General features: G+C 64.4%; 17 protein-coding genes. 7 read left to right on the top strand and 10 right to left on the bottom strand.

The features are described from left to right. Window positions 1-20: 20 nt before the first annotated feature. From AB7008_RS03965 to AB7008_RS03950, 4 genes are all read right to left on the bottom strand, one after another. Window positions 21-260 (bottom strand): PilZ domain-containing protein, encoded by a 240-nt coding sequence (locus tag AB7008_RS03965; protein ID WP_028159962.1) that lies wholly within the window; start codon window positions 258-260, stop codon window positions 21-23. Window positions 261-360: 100 nt separating this feature from the next. Continuing rightward, the gene (locus AB7008_RS03960) at window positions 361-1,986 is read right to left on the bottom strand and encodes an FMN-binding glutamate synthase family protein (protein ID WP_304494314.1); all 1,626 of its coding nucleotides are present in this window, start codon (window positions 1,984-1,986) and stop codon (window positions 361-363) included. A gap of 202 nt (window positions 1,987-2,188) precedes the next feature. Beyond that, a complete protein-coding gene (locus AB7008_RS03955) occupies window positions 2,189-3,058 on the bottom strand; it encodes a patatin-like phospholipase family protein (protein ID WP_244464249.1) in 870 nt (289 codons plus the stop codon). A 382-nt stretch (window positions 3,059-3,440) separates the two neighbouring features. Next, on the bottom strand, window positions 3,441-4,214 hold the full coding sequence (locus AB7008_RS03950) for a ferredoxin--NADP reductase (RefSeq protein WP_014490313.1): 774 nt from the start codon (window positions 4,212-4,214) through the stop codon (window positions 3,441-3,443). A 374-nt stretch (window positions 4,215-4,588) separates the two neighbouring features. On the opposite strand from AB7008_RS03950, the gene AB7008_RS03945 reads away from it, so the two are divergent. After that, window positions 4,589-5,518, top strand: coding sequence for an ATP-grasp domain-containing protein (locus tag AB7008_RS03945; RefSeq protein WP_441258460.1), 930 nt, complete (start codon window positions 4,589-4,591; stop codon window positions 5,516-5,518). 182 nt (window positions 5,519-5,700) lie between these two features. Here the strand turns inward: AB7008_RS03945 and AB7008_RS03940 are convergent, their stop codons facing one another. Together AB7008_RS03940 and AB7008_RS03935 are read right to left on the bottom strand one after the other, a co-directional pair. Then, complete coding sequence (locus AB7008_RS03940; RefSeq protein ID WP_304492516.1) at window positions 5,701-6,621, bottom strand: amino acid ABC transporter substrate-binding protein; 921 nt, start codon at window positions 6,619-6,621, stop codon at window positions 5,701-5,703. Window positions 6,622-6,633: 12 nt separating this feature from the next. Continuing rightward, window positions 6,634-7,929, bottom strand: coding sequence for a dicarboxylate/amino acid:cation symporter (locus tag AB7008_RS03935; RefSeq protein ID WP_038934453.1), 1,296 nt, complete (start codon window positions 7,927-7,929; stop codon window positions 6,634-6,636). A gap of 210 nt (window positions 7,930-8,139) precedes the next feature. Between AB7008_RS03935 and AB7008_RS03930 the strand changes: the two genes are divergently transcribed. From AB7008_RS03930 to AB7008_RS03910, 5 genes are all read left to right on the top strand, one after another. Beyond that, complete coding sequence (locus AB7008_RS03930; protein WP_041960133.1) at window positions 8,140-9,141, top strand: NADP-dependent oxidoreductase; 1,002 nt, start codon at window positions 8,140-8,142, stop codon at window positions 9,139-9,141. A 235-nt stretch (window positions 9,142-9,376) separates the two neighbouring features. Beyond that, window positions 9,377-10,162 (top strand): cysteine rich repeat-containing protein, encoded by a 786-nt coding sequence (locus AB7008_RS03925; RefSeq protein WP_304492514.1) that lies wholly within the window; start codon window positions 9,377-9,379, stop codon window positions 10,160-10,162. A 127-nt stretch (window positions 10,163-10,289) separates the two neighbouring features. Continuing rightward, window positions 10,290-10,505: a hypothetical protein gene (locus AB7008_RS03920; protein WP_441258459.1), complete on the top strand. Its 216-nt coding sequence runs from the start codon at window positions 10,290-10,292 to the stop codon at window positions 10,503-10,505. A gap of 190 nt (window positions 10,506-10,695) precedes the next feature. Next, window positions 10,696-11,835, top strand: coding sequence for an FAD-dependent monooxygenase (locus tag AB7008_RS03915; protein ID WP_441258458.1), 1,140 nt, complete (start codon window positions 10,696-10,698; stop codon window positions 11,833-11,835). Beyond that, complete coding sequence (locus AB7008_RS03910; RefSeq protein WP_304492512.1) at window positions 11,832-13,445, top strand: benzoate-CoA ligase family protein; 1,614 nt, start codon at window positions 11,832-11,834, stop codon at window positions 13,443-13,445. The genes AB7008_RS03915 and AB7008_RS03910 overlap by 4 nt, the downstream gene beginning before the upstream one ends. 205 nt (window positions 13,446-13,650) lie before the next feature. On the opposite strand, the gene AB7008_RS03905 is transcribed toward AB7008_RS03910, so the two are convergent. Further along, window positions 13,651-14,163, bottom strand: coding sequence for a MarR family winged helix-turn-helix transcriptional regulator (locus tag AB7008_RS03905; RefSeq protein ID WP_028159952.1), 513 nt, complete (start codon window positions 14,161-14,163; stop codon window positions 13,651-13,653). Next, a complete protein-coding gene (maiA, locus tag AB7008_RS03900) occupies window positions 14,153-14,785 on the bottom strand; it encodes a maleylacetoacetate isomerase (RefSeq protein WP_441258457.1) in 633 nt (210 codons plus the stop codon). The genes AB7008_RS03905 and maiA overlap by 11 nt, the downstream gene beginning before the upstream one ends. A gap of 209 nt (window positions 14,786-14,994) precedes the next feature. Here maiA and gtdA point away from each other — a divergent pair, with 209 nt between their 5' ends. Beyond that, window positions 14,995-16,035, top strand: coding sequence for a gentisate 1,2-dioxygenase (gtdA, locus tag AB7008_RS03895; protein ID WP_441258456.1), 1,041 nt, complete (start codon window positions 14,995-14,997; stop codon window positions 16,033-16,035). 181 nt (window positions 16,036-16,216) lie between these two features. Here the strand turns inward: gtdA and AB7008_RS03890 are convergent, their stop codons facing one another. Both AB7008_RS03890 and AB7008_RS03885 read right to left on the bottom strand, forming a co-directional pair. Continuing rightward, the gene (locus tag AB7008_RS03890) at window positions 16,217-17,035 is read right to left on the bottom strand and encodes an ABC transporter permease (protein WP_441258455.1); all 819 of its coding nucleotides are present in this window, start codon (window positions 17,033-17,035) and stop codon (window positions 16,217-16,219) included. Continuing rightward, complete coding sequence (locus AB7008_RS03885; RefSeq protein ID WP_441258454.1) at window positions 17,028-17,801, bottom strand: ABC transporter ATP-binding protein; 774 nt, start codon at window positions 17,799-17,801, stop codon at window positions 17,028-17,030. The genes AB7008_RS03890 and AB7008_RS03885 overlap by 8 nt, the downstream gene beginning before the upstream one ends. Window positions 17,802-17,866: the final 65 nt, after the last annotated feature.

Raw genomic sequence — 17,866 nt, 5'->3', positions numbered from 1 at the left:
GCCGATCAAACGCAGACCGCTCACCCGAACCGCACCCCGATCCGCTTCTCCTTGCGCCAGACCACCGTGCAGGCGAGATGCGTTCCGTCGGCCTGGATGACCAGGGTGAACCGCTCGGGGATACCGACCGGACTGGTGACATCGAGCGCGGCGCCGGTGTCGGAGAAATTACGGACGGTGCAGTCGATCGCGCCGCCGCCGAACTCGATGGTTCCGGCTTTCAGCACACGGTGCCTGGCTTTGTCGCGTCGCTCGTCCATGGGGCCAATCTACACCCCAAGCTGACACAGACGTTAAAACACAACCACAATCCCCGATGAATTTTCACCGCCGCAGGATGCGGCGGATCACGCGGTGGCCCTACGGCGCCGGCTGGAACGACTCCGCCCGCGCCATCTGCCAGGCATCACGGAAGCGCGGATCTTCGGTGCCTTCGAGCAGCTCGCCCGGACGTAGCGACGGGTAGAGCTGCGCAAAGGATCGCACCTGGGTGGTCGATGTCCGCTGGCTGAAGTGGATCGGGCGCAGTTGCCGCGGATGTTCGAGACCGGCCGCGGCGATCAGCTCGGTGAGCGAGTGCAGCGTGGCGTGATGATAATTATGCACGCGGTCGATCTTGAGCGGCACGTAGAGCGCGCGGGCACGCGTCGGGTCCTGGGTCGCAACCCCGGTCGGGCAGCGGTCGGTGTGGCAGCTCAGCGACTGGATGCAGCCCAGCGAGAACATGAAGCCGCGCGCCGAGTTGCAATAATCGGCGCCGATCGCCATCGCCCGCGCCATGTCGAAGGCGGTCGCGATCTTGCCGGACGCGCCGATCCTGATGCGGTCGCGCGCATTGATGCCGACCAGCGCGTTGTGGACGAAATTGACGCCCTCGCGCATCGGCATGCCGAGATGGTCCATGAACTCCAGCGGCGCCGCGCCGGTGCCGCCTTCATTGCCGTCGACGACGATGAAATCTGGATAGATGCCGGTCTCCAGCATCGCCTTGCAGATCGCGAGGAATTCCCAGGGATGACCGATGCACAGCTTGAAGCCGGCCGGCTTGCCGCCGGACAAGCGCCGCATCTCGGCGAGGAACTGCATCATGCCGACGGGCGTGGAGAAGGCGCGGTGCGAGGCCGGCGAGATGCAGTCCTCGCCCATCGTGACGCCGCGGATTTTCGAGATCTCCTCCGACACCTTCGCAGCCGGCAGCACGCCGCCATGGCCGGGCTTGGCGCCCTGGCTGATCTTGAGCTCGACCATCTTGATCTGGTCCTGGCTCGCGACCCGCGCGAACGCCTCCGGATCGAACGTGCCGTCGAGATGACGGCAACCGAAATAGCCGGAGCCGATCTCCCAGATGATGTCGCCGCCCATCTCGCGATGGTAGGGGCTGAAGCCGCCCTCGCCGGTGTCATGCGCGAAGCCGCCCTTCCTGGCGCCGGCATTGAGCGCGCGCACGGCGTTCGGGCTGAGCGCGCCGAAGCTCATCGCGGAGATGTTGAACACCGATGCCGAATATGGCTTTGCGCAATCGGGGCCGCCGATGGTGACGCGAAACTTCTCCTCGGCATGCGTCTTCGGCGAGACCGAGTGATGCATCCACTCGTAACCCTCGCGGTAGACGTCCTCCTGGGTGCCAAACGGACGCTTGTCGAGCTCCATCTTGGCGCGCTGATAGACCACCGCGCGGATATCGCGCGAGAACGGCATGCCGTCCTTCTCGCTTTCGAAGAAGTACTGCCGCATCTCCGGGCGGATTTCTTCGAGCAGGAAGCGGATGTGCGCCGAGATCGGGTAGTTGCGCAGAACCGCATGGCCCTTCTGCATGAGGTCGCGGACGCCGAGCAGCGTCAGCGCGCCAAAGATCAGGATCGGGATCAGCAGGATGTCGAAGATCTTGCCGTCGGCGAGGCCGATGCCGATCAGCAGCGCGGTGACGACCGCGCAGATGGTCAGCACGATGAAGCGCGGCGAGAACGGCAGCAGCAGGGTTTCCATCAGCCCTTCGGCCGAAGCTTGCGTCTTGTTATCGTTGGCCACGACCACATCCCTCTCGTCAGTCTGACGGGGCATGATACGCCCGCGCCACGTCCACAGATATGACGTGGACCCCGCCTTGAGGCTACCGAATCCGGATGCCGCAAATCAATCCATCCCGCGGCGGGCTTCGCAGTGCAATAGATTCAAATGGAATGACAAATCAGTGACCATGAGGCTGCGCCTCGTGCGGAATGACGCCGTGCTGCTCGAGGCCGCCTCGCGCCAGCCAGGCATCGGTGCTCGCGACCGCGCGCTCGATATGGTCGTCAGTCCGCGAAAAATCGTAGGGCGATCCCACCAGCGGACAGAGCGGCGGCACCACGACATATTCGATGTCGGACGCCAGCCCCTCGAGCTCCGCCACCAATTGCCGGGCGATCAGCAACGTCAGCGCATGCAGGGCATTGGCAACCGCGCCCACCGGCGGATCCTTCACCGCGCAGGCGTGCCCGGTCGGCAGCACGACCAGCCGTTTTGCGCCTTTCCTGATCGCGACCCGGACCGGGGTGTTCGAGGAGAGCGCGCCGTCGGCGAGGAACCGATTGCGGTAGTAGACCGGCGAGAACGCGCCGGGGATCGCAGTTGACGCCAGGATCGCGTCCACCGTCGCCCCCTCCGACAACACCACGCTCTCCCCGGAGACGAAATCGGTGGTGACGATGTGCACCGGAAGCGCGGCATCCTCGAGGTTGCGATAGGGGATGTGGTCCTCGACCAGCTTGCGGATGCCGTCATGGGGAATCAGGAAATCGCGCCGCCACATGAATCCGGCGAGGCTCTTCCAGGTGACCGGGAAGACATCATGACGCTTCAGGCCGCGCCAGACGGCTTCAAGCCCGAGCACGCCCTTGAGCGAGGGGTCGGCGGCATAATAGGCGCCGTTGATCGCGCCGACGCTGGAGCCGACGACGAGATCGGCGACGACCCCGTGCCGCGCCAGTGAATGCATCATGCCGACCTGGATCGCTCCAAAACTGCCGCCGCCCGCCAGCACGAAGGCGGTCGGTTTCGGCGGACCATGGTCGATCACGGACAAGATTTACGCAGCTCCCCAGCTCTCGCATTGCAACATCGCGGCGAGATTTTAGCGCGAGCTTATAACAAGGCCCGCGCGAGACGCGCCAATAACAAAGTCGGGGGAGGATGGTGAGGGACGTGCGTGGCTGGCGAGGGTGTAGCGAGATGCCGGTCAAGCTCTCAACTGTCGTCCCCGCGAACGCGGGGACCCATAACCACAGGGAGCAGTTGTCGCGCGAAGCTCTCAACTCCGAGTCTTCGCCAAACCACTTCCTGTGGTTATGGGTCCCGGGCTCGCGCTTCCGCCTTCGCTCTTCGAGCTACGGCGGACAAGTCGCGCGCCCCGGGAGGACACCGATGTTGCGGCTAGAGGCGTCGCTCAGAAAATGAGGCGCTTACCGCTCGACGAACGCCTTCTCGATCACGAAATGGCCGGGCTTGTTGCCGGAGCCCTCGATGAAATCGCGGCCTTCGAACATCACCTTCAGCTCTTCCAGCATCGCCGGGCTGCCGCACATCATGATGCGGTCGGTTTCGATGTCGAGCGGGCCCTGTCCGATATCGTTGAAGATCTGCTCGGAGTTGATGAGGTCGGTAATGCGGCCGCGGTTCTTGAACGGCTCGCGGGTCACGGTCGGGTAGTAGATCAGCTTGTCCGCCAGCAGCTCCCCGAACAGCTCGTCCTCGCGCAAGGAAGCAACCAGCTTCTCGCCATAGGCAAGCTCGGAGACCTGGCGGCAGCCATGCACCAGCACGATGCTGTCGAACTGGTCGTAGACCTCGGGGTCCTTGATCAGGCTGGCGAAGGGCGCGAGACCGGTGCCGGTCGAGAGCAGCATCAGCCGCTTGCCGGGGATGAGGTTGTCGGTGATCAGCGTGCCGGTCGCCTTGCGGCCGACCAGGATGGTGTCGCCTTCCTTGATCTTCTGCAGGCGCGAGGTCAGCGGGCCGTCCTGAACCTTGATCGAGAAGAACTCGAGCTCTTCCTCGTGGTTAGCGCTCGCCATGCTGTAGGCGCGCAGCAGCGGACGGCCGTCGACCTCGAGGCCGATCATGGCGAACTGGCCGTTCTGGAAGCGGAAGCCGGTGTCGCGCGTGGCGCGGAAGCTGAACAGCGTATCGGTCCAGTGCTGGACGGAAAGAACCTTCTCTCGGTAAAACGCGCTCATGATTTTCGATATTCCGAATAATTGCGGTTTTAGGGCAAAAGCGTTGCCCGGCCCCTGAAAACGGGGCGGACACCATTGCCATGGCGGAGGATTTCGCGTCTGTGATCTACGCCATTGAGGCCAATAATCAACCTCGTTCCGGATGCAATTGACGCCGCTCAGACCGGCATTTGCGGCGGGAATGGCCACATCATTAATGAATCTGCTGCCGGGGATGCGCGGCGGGCAATTTCTTTTCCCTCCAAGGCCTGATTGCAGCACTTAATTTCCGTCGCGCTCGCGAGAATTTCATTAAGAATAGCTCTGACTTTCACCCCGGTTTGGCGCCGCTTCCCGCATTTTTGCGGCTTTTGGCGCCAGGAACGACTGAACACATGGCAAGCGGCGAGCGGATCTTCGTCCAGGCGATCAGGCGCTATTGCGCGACCCATGGCATCGCGCTCGACGTCCGCGCCGGCGGCTGGCTGCTCGCGATGCGCAGCCGCGCGAAGCGCCACTTCGCGTTCGGCTACGACATCGGCCTCAACAGCGCGATCGCGCACCGCCTCGCCAACGACAAATCGGCCACTGCCGAGGTGCTGGCGCTTGAGGGCGTACCATGCGTTCCGCATCATCTCTTTCTCAACCCGAGCATGGGCGCGCATGTTGCAGGCCCCGATTGGCAGCAGGCGATGCTGGCGCTGCTCAGGCAGAATCCGCAAGGCGTCGTGGTGAAGCCGAACGAGGGCACGTCCGGACGCGCGGTGTTCAAGGTGACGGACCGCGACGCGCTCGATCGCGCCGTGACCGAGGTGTTTGCATCGAGCCTCGGTCTCGTGATCGCGCCCTATGTCGAGATCGAGGACGAGGTCCGCGTCATCCTGCTCGCTGGTCAGCCGATGCTCGTCTACCGCAAGGAGCGCCCGCAGGTCGTCGGCGACGGCGTGCACACCTTGCGTGAGCTGGCGACCGCGGCGGGACATGACAGGGGGCTCTCCGAGCTCGGTACGCGCGAGGTGAACGCCATTGTCCCGAAGGGCGAGCAGCGCATCCTGAACTGGCGGCACAATCTCGACGCGGGGGCGCGGCCGGTGCTGATGGAGGACGGCGAAGTCCGAGCGGCCTGCGCAAAACTCGCCGTGGAAGCCGCCGACACCATCGGCATCACCTTCGCATCGATTGACGTGGTCCGTGTCGATGGCGCGTGGCGGGTGCTGGAAATCAATTCCGGCGTGATGATGGAAGCGCTGGCGAAGCTGCATCCGGAGCTGGTGCAGGCGACGTACGACGCGGCGCTGGATCGGGTGTTTGGGGCATATCGTTGATCGAACTCTTGCGACAAAGTGCGCTGCGTCCCCTCTCCCCTTGTGGGAGAGGGTGGCTCGCCGCGTAGCGGCGAGACGGGTGAGGGGTCTCTCTCCTCAACGTGGATTTACCGTGAGTATAGAGACCCCTCATCCGGCGCTTCGCGCCACCTTCTCCCACAAGGGGAGAAGGAAGTAAGCGCTCAATTATTCGCGCTGGCGGAATCGTCCATCGACTTGAACGCTTCCTCCAGCTGCAGGGAGATCGGCACGTTCAGGCGTTCCCCGGTCGGAAGCCGTGCGATGAACCATTTGTTGTAGAGTGGGATGAGGTCCTGATTGGAGCCGAGCTTGCGGAAGGTGCGGTCGACCACCGCCGTCAGCTGAGGCTCACCCTTCCTGAACATGATGCCGTAGGGGTCATAGGACAGGTAATCGCCGGTGACGCGGAACTTGTCCTGCGCCTTGTGACGCGCGATCAGGCCGGAGAGCAGGATATCGTCGGTTGCGAACGCATCGGCCTTGCCATCGACGAGCATCTGGTAGGACTGCTCGTGATCCGGCGAGGTGACGATATTCAGCCCGAGCGAGGACTTCTTGTCGGCCGCGTGGATCGCCTGCTCGTTGGTGGTGCCTTTCGTCACCACGATTGTCTTGCCCTTCAGATCGGTCAACGACTGGACCTTTGACGCCTTCGGCACCATTAGCTTGGTGCCGGCGACGAACATCAAAGGCGAGAACGCGACGCGCTTGCCGCGCTCGGCATTGGCGGTGGTCGAGCCGCATTCCAGGTCGATCTTGTTCTGGAGCACGGCGTCGATGCGGTCGTCCGAGGTGACCTTGACGTAGTCGATCTTCAGATTGGGATCGTCGACCTCGACGCCGATCTCCTCCACGATGGCCTCGCAGAGCTCGAGGCTGTAGCCGATCGGTCGGCCCGACTGGTCGAGGAAGGAGAACGGCGGCGAGCTCTCGCGATAGCCGAGCCGCACGGTGTGCCCGTTCTTAATGGCCGACAACGTCGGGCTAAGCCCTTCGCTGCCGCCGCTCTGGGCGGAGGCGCCGGTTGCCAGCAGGCACGCCGCCAGCAACACGCCGCGCGATATCGCCGTTGAAAGGCGCATGACGCACTCCCGTCAATGGCCGGCCATCGCGGGCAATTCGCCCGGAACCATGTCCGGCGTCGTCGCTTCGCCGGGTCCGAGCTCGTGCTCGGGCCCGAGCTCACCTTCCCACTTCGCGACCACCGCAGTCGCGAGCGAATTGCCGATCACGTTGGTGGCGCTGCGTCCCATGTCGAGGAACGTGTCAATGCCCATGATCATCAGCAGGCCTGCCTCGGGGATGCCGAACTGCGACAGCGTCGAGGCGATGACCACGAGAGACGCACGCGGCACACCAGCAACGCCCTTGGAGGTGATCATCAAGGTCGCGAGCATCGCAAGCTGCGTCGCGAGCGACATCTCGATGTGATAGGTCTGCGCGATGAAGATGCTCGCAAAGGTGCAGTACATCATCGTGCCGTCGAGATTGAAGGAATAGCCGAGCGGCAGCACGAAGCTCGAGATCCGCGACGAGGCGCCGAACTTGGTCAGCCCCTCCAGCGTCTTCGGATAGGCCGCTTCCGAGCTCGCGGTCGAGAACGCAATCATCAACGGCTCGCGGATCAGTCTCAAGAGATGGCTGTAGCGCGGCCCGATCACGATGAAGCCGACGACCATCAGGATGCCCCACAGGATCGCCAGCGCGAGATAGAAGCCGCCCATGAAGACGACGAGCTTCCACAGCACACCGAGACCGTTCTTGGCGACGGTGGCCGTGATGGCCGCCCACACCGCCAGCGGCGCGAACAGCATCACATAGCTCGTCACCTTGAGCATGATGTGAGCGACGTCGTCGATCATCGCCAGGATCGGCTTCGACCGCTCGGGCATCGAACCCATCGCCACCGAGAAGAACACGGCGAAGATCACGATCTGGAGGATCTCGTTCTGCGCCATCGCATCGGCGATCGAGGTCGGGATCAGATGGGTCAGGAATTTTTCGATCGAGAAGGCCGAGACCGGCAAGCCGGTCGATTGCCCCGCCTGCGGCAGCGTGCCGGGGAAGTTCGCGCCGGGCTGGAGCAGATTGACCATGACGAGGCCGAGCAGCAGCGACACGAAGGACGCGCTGACGAACCAGCCCATGGTCTTGGCGAAGATGCGCCCGAGCCGCGAGCCGCTGCCCATATGCGCGATGCCACCGACCAGGGTCGCGAACACCAGCGGCGCGATGATCATCTTGATCAGGCGCAGGAACATCATCGCGATCAGGTTGATGGAGGAAGCCCATTCGGCTCTAGTGTCGGGCAGGAAGTTGAAGATCGCTGCCCCCATGACGATGCCCAGCACCATCGCGGCCAGAATGTATTGCGTAAACCTGTTCGACATCGCTTACCCCCACCTACACCGGCGCTTCATGATGTCGCAGATATGACGACGACGCAACACGCTTGGCGTGCGCGCGCGATGGCCGGATGTTCCCGTTGCGAAACAGGTCGGCGCGATCTAGCCTTCATGCAGCGCACAACGAATGCGGCTTGCACGTTTTCTTTGCGGCGGCTGCATCAATAATCGTCAAGCAAACGTAGAGGAAACGCCATGAGCAGCAGCATCAATCGCCAGATTCTTCTGGTCGAAAAGCCCAGCGGCAAGCTCGGTGCCGAGCACTTCAAGATGGTCGAGGGTGCGATGCCGGAGCCGAAGGACGGCGAGGCCTTGCTGCAGGTGCGTTACATCTCGCTCGACGCGGCCAACCGCGCCTGGATGCACGGCGCGACCTATCGCTCCGCGGTCGAGGCCAACAGCGTGATGGCCGGCGGCGGCATCGCCGAGGTCGTCAGCTCTAAGGCGCCGGGGCTGGCTGCCGGCGACATCGTGTTCGGCGACACCGGCTGGCAGGAGTTTGCCGCGGTGCCGGCAAAGCATCTCACGAAAATGCCAAAGCTGGAGCCGATGACGCATCTGCTCAGCGTGTTCGGCATCGCCGGCCTCACCGCCTATTTCGGCCTGCTGGAGGTCGGCAAGCCCAAAGAGGGCGAGACCGTCGTGGTGTCCGCGGCGGCCGGCTCGGTCGGCTCGATCGTCGGGCAGATCGCCAAGATCAAGGGATGTCGCGTGATCGGCATCGCCGGCGGCGCCGACAAGTGCAACTGGCTGACCTCCGAGCTCGGCTTCGATGCCGCCGTCGACTACAAGGACGGCGCGGTGTTCAAGGCCCTGCGCGCGGCCGCGCCAGAAGGCATCGACGTCTATTTCGACAATGTCGGCGGCGACATTCTGGAAGCCTGCCTGCCGCAAATGAACAATTACGGCCGCATCGCCTGCTGCGGTGCGATCTCGCAATATGATGGCGCGCCTGCCGCGCACGGCCCGCGCGGCGTGCCCGGCCTGATCGTGGTGAAGCGGCTCGTCATGCAGGGCTTCATCGTGATGGACTACATGAAGGAGAGCCAGCGTGCGCTCGCCGACCTCCAGGGCTGGGTCGCATCCGGCAAGCTGAAGGTGCAGGAGGACATCATCGACGGATTGGAGAACACGCCGAAGGCGCTGATCGGATTGCTCGCGGGAGAGAACCGCGGCAAGCGCATGGTCAAGCTCTGACGACGTATTGCTTGAGCATGATCTCCGCGCAAACGCGTTCCGCGTTTGTCGCGAGGGAAAGCGGCGTACACTTTTCCGGATCGTGCTCTAGTTACGTCGCAATTGCGCCCGTATAATCTACTTGCGGTAGAGGCCGAGGCAGCCAATGATGCTGCACGCGGCATCACCCGCAATGATTGCTTGCATTACATTTGAAAATTGTCGGCGTGACCGACAGGGCAGGGAATTTACCCAAATGTTCAAGACGTTGAAACATGCATCAACGCGTCGCGCGCTGCTGGCGGCAACGCTCTTCGCAACTGCAACAGGCGCATTCGCGCAAGCGCCGACCGAGGCTCAGAAGAGCGCCATCCGTTCCGCATGCCGCTCGGACTTCATGGCGCACTGCGCGAGCGTCACGCCCGGCGGCGTGGAGGCGTATCAATGTCTCCAGAAGAACATGTCCGGCCTGTCATCGGGATGCCAGACCGCGGTTCGCGCGGTCGAGCCCGCTGCCGCGCCGAAGACTGAAGCTGCACCCGCCAAGTCTGAACCGGCAAAGACCGAAGCCGCCCCCGCCGCCGCAGCCGCTCCGAAAGCGGCGGCGTCAAAGCAGCCGAGCAGCGCGCAGATTGCCGCGGTCAAGAGCGCGTGCCGCGCCGATTATCCCAAGGTGTGCGCGAGCGTGCCACCGGGTGGCGCCCCCGCCCTCGAATGCCTCGAGAAGAACAAGGCCAAGGTTTCGCCGGCCTGTGAGAAGGCGGTGAGCGCCGCGACCGGTGGCGGCGGCGCCGCTGCAACGGCAGCGCCTGCGGGCGCAGCGCCAGCGGCGGCGACGGCGACGCCGGCCGTAATCGCTTTGCGCCCGCTGCGGCCGCGCGAAGAGCTGTTCATCGTGCGCTCGGCCTGCGGTGCCGACATCCGCACGCTCTGCGCCGGCGTCGCACCGGGCGGGGGCCGCATCGTGCAATGCATCTCCAGCAATGCCGCGTCACTGTCGCCCGCCTGCAAGGAAGTGCTGGCGCCATTCGCCGCGCGATAAGCGGCGCTGGATTGCGCGCCAAGGGCGCGACCATGATCGGCCGCGCGCGAATGAATTTTCGCGCGCCGGCCACGACAAACCCTTTGCAAGTCACCGATTTCAATCACGACAAGACCGGGAGGACAACATGCGTTCATTTCTGCTTATTGCTGCCGCGCTCCTCGCCTTCGGCACGAGCATGACCTTTGAGTCTACCGATGCCAACGCGGTGGTTTGCGCCCGTGGCGTCTACCGCGCCGGCTGCGCCGGGCCGAATGCGGCCGTCGTGGTGCGCAAGCCGGTTCCCGCGGTCCGCTGTACCAGGGTGCTGGTGAACGGCGTCTACATGAAACGCTGCGTCTGACCCCCGATGGCCAAGCCCGCACGGTTTGGCTATGGTTCGCAACGTCACTGCTTCGGATACGCGCCAGACGCGCGTGTCCTGGAGGAGGCTTCGACGCGCCTCGCCTTCGATAATTCCACTGGCGTGGACGGCCGGAGCACATTAGTCTACCCCTAGATAGTAAGTATACTGTCAATTAGGGAGGCAGGCGTTGCGGATCGCCGTGATTGGCGGGGGGCCCGGTGGGCTCTATTTCGCCTATCTCTGGAAGAAGCGTCACCCCGAGGATCAAGTCGACCTGTTCGAACAGAACCCGGCCGACGCGACCTGGGGCTTTGGCGTCGTGTTCTCCGATCAGGCCCTGGAGTTCCTGCGCGCCGACGACCCCGAAACGGTCGATGCGATCGCGCCGCACATGGAGAGCTGGGAGAACATCACGCTCAACCTTCACGGCGACAGCGTCGCCATCGACGGCGTCGGCTTCTCCTCGATCGGCAGGCTGGAGCTCCTGCAGTTCCTCCAGCATCGCGCGCTCGACGCCGGCGTCACGCCGCGCTTCGACACCCAGATCCACGCCATCGACCAGCTCAACGGCCACGATCTGATCGTCGCCGCCGACGGGCTGAATTCGCTGGTGCGGCGCGCCTATGAGGGCGATTTCGGCACGTCGCTGTCCTACTCCTCCAACAAGTTCGTCTGGTACGGGACCTCGAAGCGCTTCGACACGCTGTCGCAGACCTTCGTGAAGACCGACCGCGGCGCCTTCAATGCCCATCACTACCGCTACTCCCCGACCATGAGCACCTTCCTGGTCGAATGCGACCACGCGACATGGCAGGCCTATGGCTTCGCCTACAAGGATGCCGAGCAGTCCAAGGGCGTGTGCGAGGAGGTCTTTGCCGACACGCTGGGCGGCCACTGTCTGGTCTCCAACAAGTCGGTCTGGCGCAACTTTCCCTGGGTCTGGAACGAGCACTGGTCGTTCAAGAACATGGTGCTCATCGGCGACGCCCTGCACTCGGCGCATTTCTCCATCGGCTCGGGGACGCGGCTCGCGATCGAGGACGCCATTGCGCTGGTCAAGGCGCTGGAATCGGATGCGCATCTTTCGACCGCGCTGCACCGTTACCAGGCCGCGCGAAAACCGGTGGTGCAGAAGCTCGTCAATGCCGCGCGCACCTCGGCCTTCTGGTACGAGAACTTTGCCCAGCACATGCAGCTCGGCCTGATGGACTTCGCCTATAGCTACATCACCCGCTCCGGCCGCATCGACGACCCCCGGCTGCGCGCAATGTCGCCCGCCTTCATGACGCGCTACGAGGCCGAGAAGAACGGCGTAGATGCCGCATGAGCCGCGAGATCCGCGACCAGGTGCCCGCCGACAGCCCGGGCGCCCGCGAAATCGGCTTTGCCATTCCGCAAATCTACAATGCCAGCCGCGTGCTGTTCGACCAGCTCGCCAAGGGCCGCGGCGACGAGCCCGCGCTGATCGGGCCAGCGGGGACGCGCAGCTATGCCGAGCTCTGCGCGGAAGCTTGCCGCTGGGGCAACGGGTTCGAGTCGCTCGGCCTGAAGCGCGGCGACCGCGTGCTGCTGTTCCTCGACGATACCCCGACCTATCCGGCCGCATTCTTCGGCGCGGTGCGCGCCGGCTTCGTGCCGCTCCTGATCAATACGCTGACGCCGCCGGACCTGCTGCAATTCTATCTCGCCGATTCCGGCGCGGCGGTTGCGGTGGCGGATGCCGAATTCGCGACGCGCTTCGATGCGGAGGCCTGCGCGGCGACCTGCCTGCGCACGCTGATAGTCGTCAACGGCGAAGCGCACGGCCACGCCGCGCCTGCGGCGATCGCGGCGCCGGGCTGGCTCGCGCAGTTCCCGGCCGAGCTCGCGGAAGCGGACACCCATCGCGACGAGATGGCGTTCTGGATGTACTCGTCCGGCTCGACCGGCCGGCCCAAGGGGATCGTGCATCTCCAGCACGACATGGCCTACAGCGATGCCGCATTTGCGCAGAACGTGCTGAAGCTGACGCCCGGCGATATCTGCTTCTCGGTGCCGAAAATCTTCTTCGCCTACGGTTTCGGCAACTCCGTCACCTTCCCGTTCTCCGCGGGTGCCGCGACGCTGCTGCTGCCGGGGCAGCCGAAGCCTGCATCGATCTTTGCCGCGATCGAGCAATACAAGCCGACGGTCTTCTTCGGCCTGCCGACGCTGTACACCTCACTGACAAAGGCGGAGGGAGCAGACAAGACCGACTTCTCGTCGCTGCGCATGTCGCTTTCCGCGGCCGAGGTCTTGTCTGCGGACGTCTTCAACGGCTGGAAGACGCTCACCGGCCTCGAGATCGTCGAAGGCCTCGGCTCGACCGAGGTGCTGCACATCTACCTCTCCAACCGCCCCGCGCAGAAGAAGCTCGGCGCCGCGGGCCTGCGCGTGCCCGGCTACGAGGTCGCTCTGCGCGACAAAGACGGCCGCGACGTCGCCGACGGCGAGGAAGGCATCCTGTGGGTGCGCGGCGATTCCAACACGCCGCTATACTGGAACCGGCCGGACAAATCCGCCGAGACCATCCGCGAGGGTGGCTGGATCTACACCGGCGACCGTTTCGTGCGCGATGCCGACGGCTTCCACTTCTTCCGCGGCCGTGCCGACGACCTCATCAAGATTTCAGGCCAGTGGGTCTACCCGCTCGAGGTCGAGCTGTGCCTGGCCGACCACCCCGACATCCGCGAATGCGCCGTGTTCGCCGCCGAGCTGCCGGACCGGCGCATGACGCTGAAGGCGGTGGTGGTGATGAACAATCGCGCGACCGATCAGAATGAGGCGACGCGGCGGCTGCAGGATTACGTCAAGGGCAAGCTGCTTCCCTACAAATATCCGCGCGAGGTGATCTTCATCGACGAGCTGCCGAAGACGGGGACTGGGAAGATCGACCGGCAGGCGTTGTTGCGGATGTGAGGCCGATGGATTCTCCACACCATAAGTGTCGTCCCCGCGAAGGCGGGGACCCATAACCACAGGGAAAAGTTGCGGCGCGCAGCTGGTAACCACGAATCTTCGCCAAACTTCTCCCTGGGGTTATGGGTCCCGGGCTCGCGCTTCGCGCGCCCCGGGACGACAGCGGAGAATGAGGTGCTGGTGCAGCCTCACTCACACTCCCCCCTCACCCACCCTTCCCCAGATGCTCCAGCGCGTCCTCCGCGCGCAGCGGCACACGTGAGGCCTCGTTGTTGAGGTCGACGAGCTGCACCAAAAGCCCCATCAGCGCCTTGCGGTCGGCGGGTTTCAGCGGCTCCAGCATGCGCGCCTGGGCTCGCTCGACGGCGGGGATGATCTCGCGCAGGATCGCGGCGCCTGATTTCGTCAGATAAAGCAGCTTGATCCGCTTGTCTTCGGGTGCCGGCTTGCGCTCGATAAAATCCTTGCCCTGCAGCCGCTCGATCACGCTGCCGAGCGTGGAGCGGTCGAAGGCGATCACCGCCGACAGCCGTGTCGCGTCGATGCCGGGATGGGTGTGGATCGCGATCAGCGCCGCATATTGCACCGGCGTGAGATCGAACGCCTTGCACTCCTCCATGAAGATCGAGACCGCGATCTGCTGCATGCGCCGGAACAGATAGCCCGGCGCGGCATAGACCGCGTCGATCGTGATCGGAGCGGCGGGCTTACTCGGCATCGGGCTGCTTCTCCGGGGCGGCGTTGGCGAAGGCCGGCAGCGCCTTTGCCGCAGCTTCCGCCTTCAGCAGCCGCGGATAAGCCGACACATCGACGCCGAAGCGGCGGGCATTGGCGAGTTGCGGCACCAGGCAGAGATCGGCGAGCGTCGGGACATCGCCGAAGCAGAACGGCCCCATCTCGTCACTGATCAGCGTCTCGCAGGCCGACAGCCCCTCGCGGTTGACCCACGCCGCCCAGTCCTGGACCTTCTCCTCGGCGAGGCCAAGCTCGCGCAGCCGCGCCAGCACCTTCAAATTCTGCACCGGGTGGGTGTCGCAGGCGATCGCCAGCGCGAACGCCCTCACCTTCGCGCGCCGCAGCGGATCCTTCGGCAGCAGCGGCGGATTGGGATGCGTCTCGTCGAGCCATTCGATGATGGCGACCGATTGGGTCAGTACCGCTCCCGCATCGTTCTCCAGCGTCGGCACCAGCCCTTGCGGATTGATGGCGAGATAGGCGGGTGCACATTGCTCGCCCTTGCGAAGATGATGCGGCAGGTGCTCGGCACCGAGGCCCTTGAGGTTCAGCGCGATCCGCACCCGATAGGCGGCGCTGGAGCGGAAATAGCCGTGCAGCTTCATCGGAAACCTCCCTGTATTTTGTTTGTCGTTCCGGGGCGACGCGTTAGCGACGAGCCCGGAATCCATAACCACGATCGGGAGTATGGATTCCGGGCTCGCGCCTTTCGGCGCGCCCCGGAATGACAGCGGCTTTGTAGGCCGTTCGTCACGTTGACGCTACCTAGATCGTCAGTATACTGTCAATCAACAAAACGAACGGGAGCCGCACCATGGAAGCCGTGACCAAGACGCCGGAACGCGAAGCCTTCTACAAGAAGATCGACGGCGAAAACCTCACCGCGCTGTGGACGGTGATGAGCGATTTGATCACGCCGGAGCCGAGGAGCGCCTGCCGCCCGCATCTGTGGAAATTCGACGTCATTCGCGACTACATGACGGAAGCCGGCCGACTGATCACGGCCAAGGAAGCCGAGCGGCGCGTGCTGGTGCTGGAGAACCCCGGCCTGCGCGGCCAGTCTAAAATCACGACCTCGCTCTATGCCGGCGTGCAGATGGTGGTGCCCGGCGACGTCGCGCCCGCACACCGGCACAGCCAGTCGGCGCTGCGCTTCGTGCTCGAAGGCAAGGGCGCCCACACCGCGGTCGACGGTGAACGCACCGCGATGGAGCCCGGCGATTTCATCATCACGCCGTCGATGACCTGGCACGATCACTCCAACGAGACCACTGAGCCGATGTTCTGGCTCGACGGCCTCGACATCCCGCTGGTGCAGTTCTTCGACTGCTCCTTTGCGGAAGGCTCCAAGGAAGACCAGCAGAGGATCACAAGGCCCGCCGGCGACAGCTTTGCGCGCTACGGCCACAATCTGCTGCCGGTCGATGTGAAGCGATCGTCCAAGACCTCACCGATCTTCAGCTATCCCTATGCCTACACCCGCGAGGCGCTGGAGAAAGCCCGCGCGAGCCAGGAGTGGGACGCCTGCCACGGATTGAAGCTGAAATTCAGCAACCCCGAGACCGGTGATTTCGCAATGCCGACCATCGGCACCTTCATCCAGTTGCTGCCGAAGGGTTTCAAGACCGCACGCTACCGCGCGACCGATGCGACGGTGTTCTGTCCGATCGAGGGCAAGGGACGCAGCCGTATTGGCGACGCCGTTTTCGAATGGGGCCCGCGCGATCTGTTCGTGGTGCCGAGCTGGCAATGGGTAACGCACGAGGCCGAAGACGACGCCGTGCTGTTCAGCTTCTCGGATCGCCCGGTGCAGCAGAAGCTGGATCTGTTTCGCGAGGATCGCGGGAACGCGTGACGGCTAGCGTATTGGCCTCATTCTCGGTGTCGTCCCGGACAAGCGAAGCGCAGATCCGGGACCCATAACCCCAGGAAGGAGCTTGACGAAGATTCGTAGTTATCTTCGTCGGTACGAAGACCGCTCTTCCCCGATAGATCACGCGGTATGGGTCCCCGCTTTCGCGGGGACGACAGCGGATTCACCGCCAGTGCAACAGCCGCGTCTCCAGCCAGCCGATCACCTTCCCCACCGCAAGCCCGAATACCGACAGGATCACCACGCCCGCTAGCAGCTGATCCGTCTGCATCAGATTGCCGGCCTGAAGCACGAACGCGCCGATGCCGTACTGGGCGCCGATCATCTCGGCACTGACGACGAGCAGCAGCGCGACGGACGCGGTGATGCGGAAGCCGGCGAGGATGGCGGGCAGCGCGCCGGGCCAGATCACCTTGCGCACGATGGTGGCGAAGGGGACGTTGAAGCTTTGCGCCATGCGGATGAGGTTGCGCGGCACCGCATCGACGCCGCTATAGACCGAGATCGCGGTCGAGAAGAACACGCCGAGTGCAATGGTCGCGATCTTCGGCTCTTCGCCGATGCCGAGCCAGAGAATGAGCAATGGCAGCAGTGCGATCTTCGGGATCGGGAACAGCGCCGAGATGAAGGTGATGCCGACGCTGCGCGCAAGCCGCGACAGGCCGATGGCGAAGCCGACGACGACACCGGCCGCTGTTCCCAGCAGCCAGCCGACGCCGATGCGCAGCAGCGAGGCCGAGAGATGCTGCCATAGCGCGCCGGACATCGCGAGCTCGTAGATCGCCCGCGCGATCGCAGCCGGCGCCGGCAGGAACAGCGGATTGACGAGCCCGGCGTTGCCGGCGGCCTGCCAGATCGCAATGACGAGGGCGAGCGCGATCCAGCCGCCGAAGCGGCTCGAGGCAGGCACGAAACCGGCGCCGCGAAAACGGACGCGCCGCGTCGTATCGTCCTTCGCAGACACCCCCGCGCGATCAAGCATGCTGGACCTCGCGCTCGGCGTCGATCGCCTCGTTGCGGATCAGCGACCAGATCTGGTTCTGAAGCGCCAGCAGCTTTTCACGCGCAGCGATCTCGCCGCGCTCGGTGCGCGTCATCGGCACGGTCACGACCTCGCGAATGCGGCCCGGCCGCCGCGACAGCACCACGATGCGGTCGGCGAGCCGCGCGGCTTCCTCGAGATTATGGGTGACATAGACCGCGCCCATGCCGCCGTCGGCGAGCAGGCGGACGAAGTCTTCCATCAGCAATTCGCGGGTCTGCGAATCCAGCGCCGACAGCGGCTCGTCCATCAGCAGGATGGCGGGCTTGACCGCGAGCGCGCGCGAAATGCCGACGCGCTGGCGCATGCCGCCGGAGAGCTGCTTCGGATAGGTCGTGCGGAAGTCGGTCAGCCCGGTGCGGCGCAGGGCATCGTCGACCAGCGCGCGGCGCTGCACGGCCGAGAGCTGGGTATGCAGCAGCGGGAATTCGACATTCTCCTCCACCGTCGCCCAGGGCGGCAGCGCGAAATCCTGGAACACGAAGGTCAGCGGATTGAGGCTGTCCGCCGGCGGAGTCCCGCGCAGCTCCGGCGCGCCCGAGGTCGGCTGCAGCAGTCCGCCGAGGATTGACAGCAGCGTGCTCTTGCCGCAGCCGGACGGACCGACGATCGCCACCACCTCGCCGGCGCCGACGGTGAAGGAAACGTCGTCGAGCACGGCGAGGTCGCCGAAACGATGGCTGATGTGGTTGGCGATCAGGTCCATTCTATCTGGTCTATCCTGTTCTCCGTCGTTCCGGGATGATCCGAAGGATCAGACCCGGAACCTCG

It is taken from the genome of Bradyrhizobium sp. 521_C7_N1_3, assembly GCF_052075975.1.
Taxonomy (GTDB): domain Bacteria; phylum Pseudomonadota; class Alphaproteobacteria; order Rhizobiales; family Xanthobacteraceae; genus Bradyrhizobium; species Bradyrhizobium japonicum.
This window is presented reverse-complemented; position numbering and strand designations above follow the sequence as displayed.

Bases quoted from the DNA above. Each gene is read 5' to 3' on its own strand.
- AB7008_RS03965 (WP_028159962.1), bottom strand. From the start codon at position 260: ATGGACGAGCGACGCGACAAAGCCAGGCACCGTGTGCTGAAAGCCGGA.
- AB7008_RS03960 (WP_304494314.1), bottom strand. From the start codon at position 1,986: ATGGAAACCCTGCTGCTGCCGTTCTCGCCGCGCTTCATCGTGCTGACC.
- AB7008_RS03950 (WP_014490313.1), bottom strand. From the start codon at position 4,214: ATGAGCGCGTTTTACCGAGAGAAGGTTCTTTCCGTCCAGCACTGGACC.
- AB7008_RS03945 (WP_441258460.1), top strand. From the start codon at position 4,589: ATGGCAAGCGGCGAGCGGATCTTCGTCCAGGCGATCAGGCGCTATTGC.
- AB7008_RS03940 (WP_304492516.1), bottom strand. From the start codon at position 6,621: ATGCGCCTTTCAACGGCGATATCGCGCGGCGTGTTGCTGGCGGCGTGC.
- AB7008_RS03935 (WP_038934453.1), bottom strand. From the start codon at position 7,929: ATGTCGAACAGGTTTACGCAATACATTCTGGCCGCGATGGTGCTGGGC.
- AB7008_RS03930 (WP_041960133.1), top strand. From the start codon at position 8,140: ATGAGCAGCAGCATCAATCGCCAGATTCTTCTGGTCGAAAAGCCCAGC.
- AB7008_RS03925 (WP_304492514.1), top strand. From the start codon at position 9,377: ATGTTCAAGACGTTGAAACATGCATCAACGCGTCGCGCGCTGCTGGCG.
- AB7008_RS03920 (WP_441258459.1), top strand. From the start codon at position 10,290: ATGCGTTCATTTCTGCTTATTGCTGCCGCGCTCCTCGCCTTCGGCACG.
- AB7008_RS03910 (WP_304492512.1), top strand. From the start codon at position 11,832: ATGAGCCGCGAGATCCGCGACCAGGTGCCCGCCGACAGCCCGGGCGCC.
- AB7008_RS03905 (WP_028159952.1), bottom strand. From the start codon at position 14,163: ATGCCGAGTAAGCCCGCCGCTCCGATCACGATCGACGCGGTCTATGCC.
- maiA (WP_441258457.1), bottom strand. From the start codon at position 14,785: ATGAAGCTGCACGGCTATTTCCGCTCCAGCGCCGCCTATCGGGTGCGG.
- gtdA (WP_441258456.1), top strand. From the start codon at position 14,995: ATGGAAGCCGTGACCAAGACGCCGGAACGCGAAGCCTTCTACAAGAAG.
- AB7008_RS03890 (WP_441258455.1), bottom strand. From the start codon at position 17,035: ATGCTTGATCGCGCGGGGGTGTCTGCGAAGGACGATACGACGCGGCGC.
- AB7008_RS03885 (WP_441258454.1), bottom strand. From the start codon at position 17,801: ATGGACCTGATCGCCAACCACATCAGCCATCGTTTCGGCGACCTCGCC.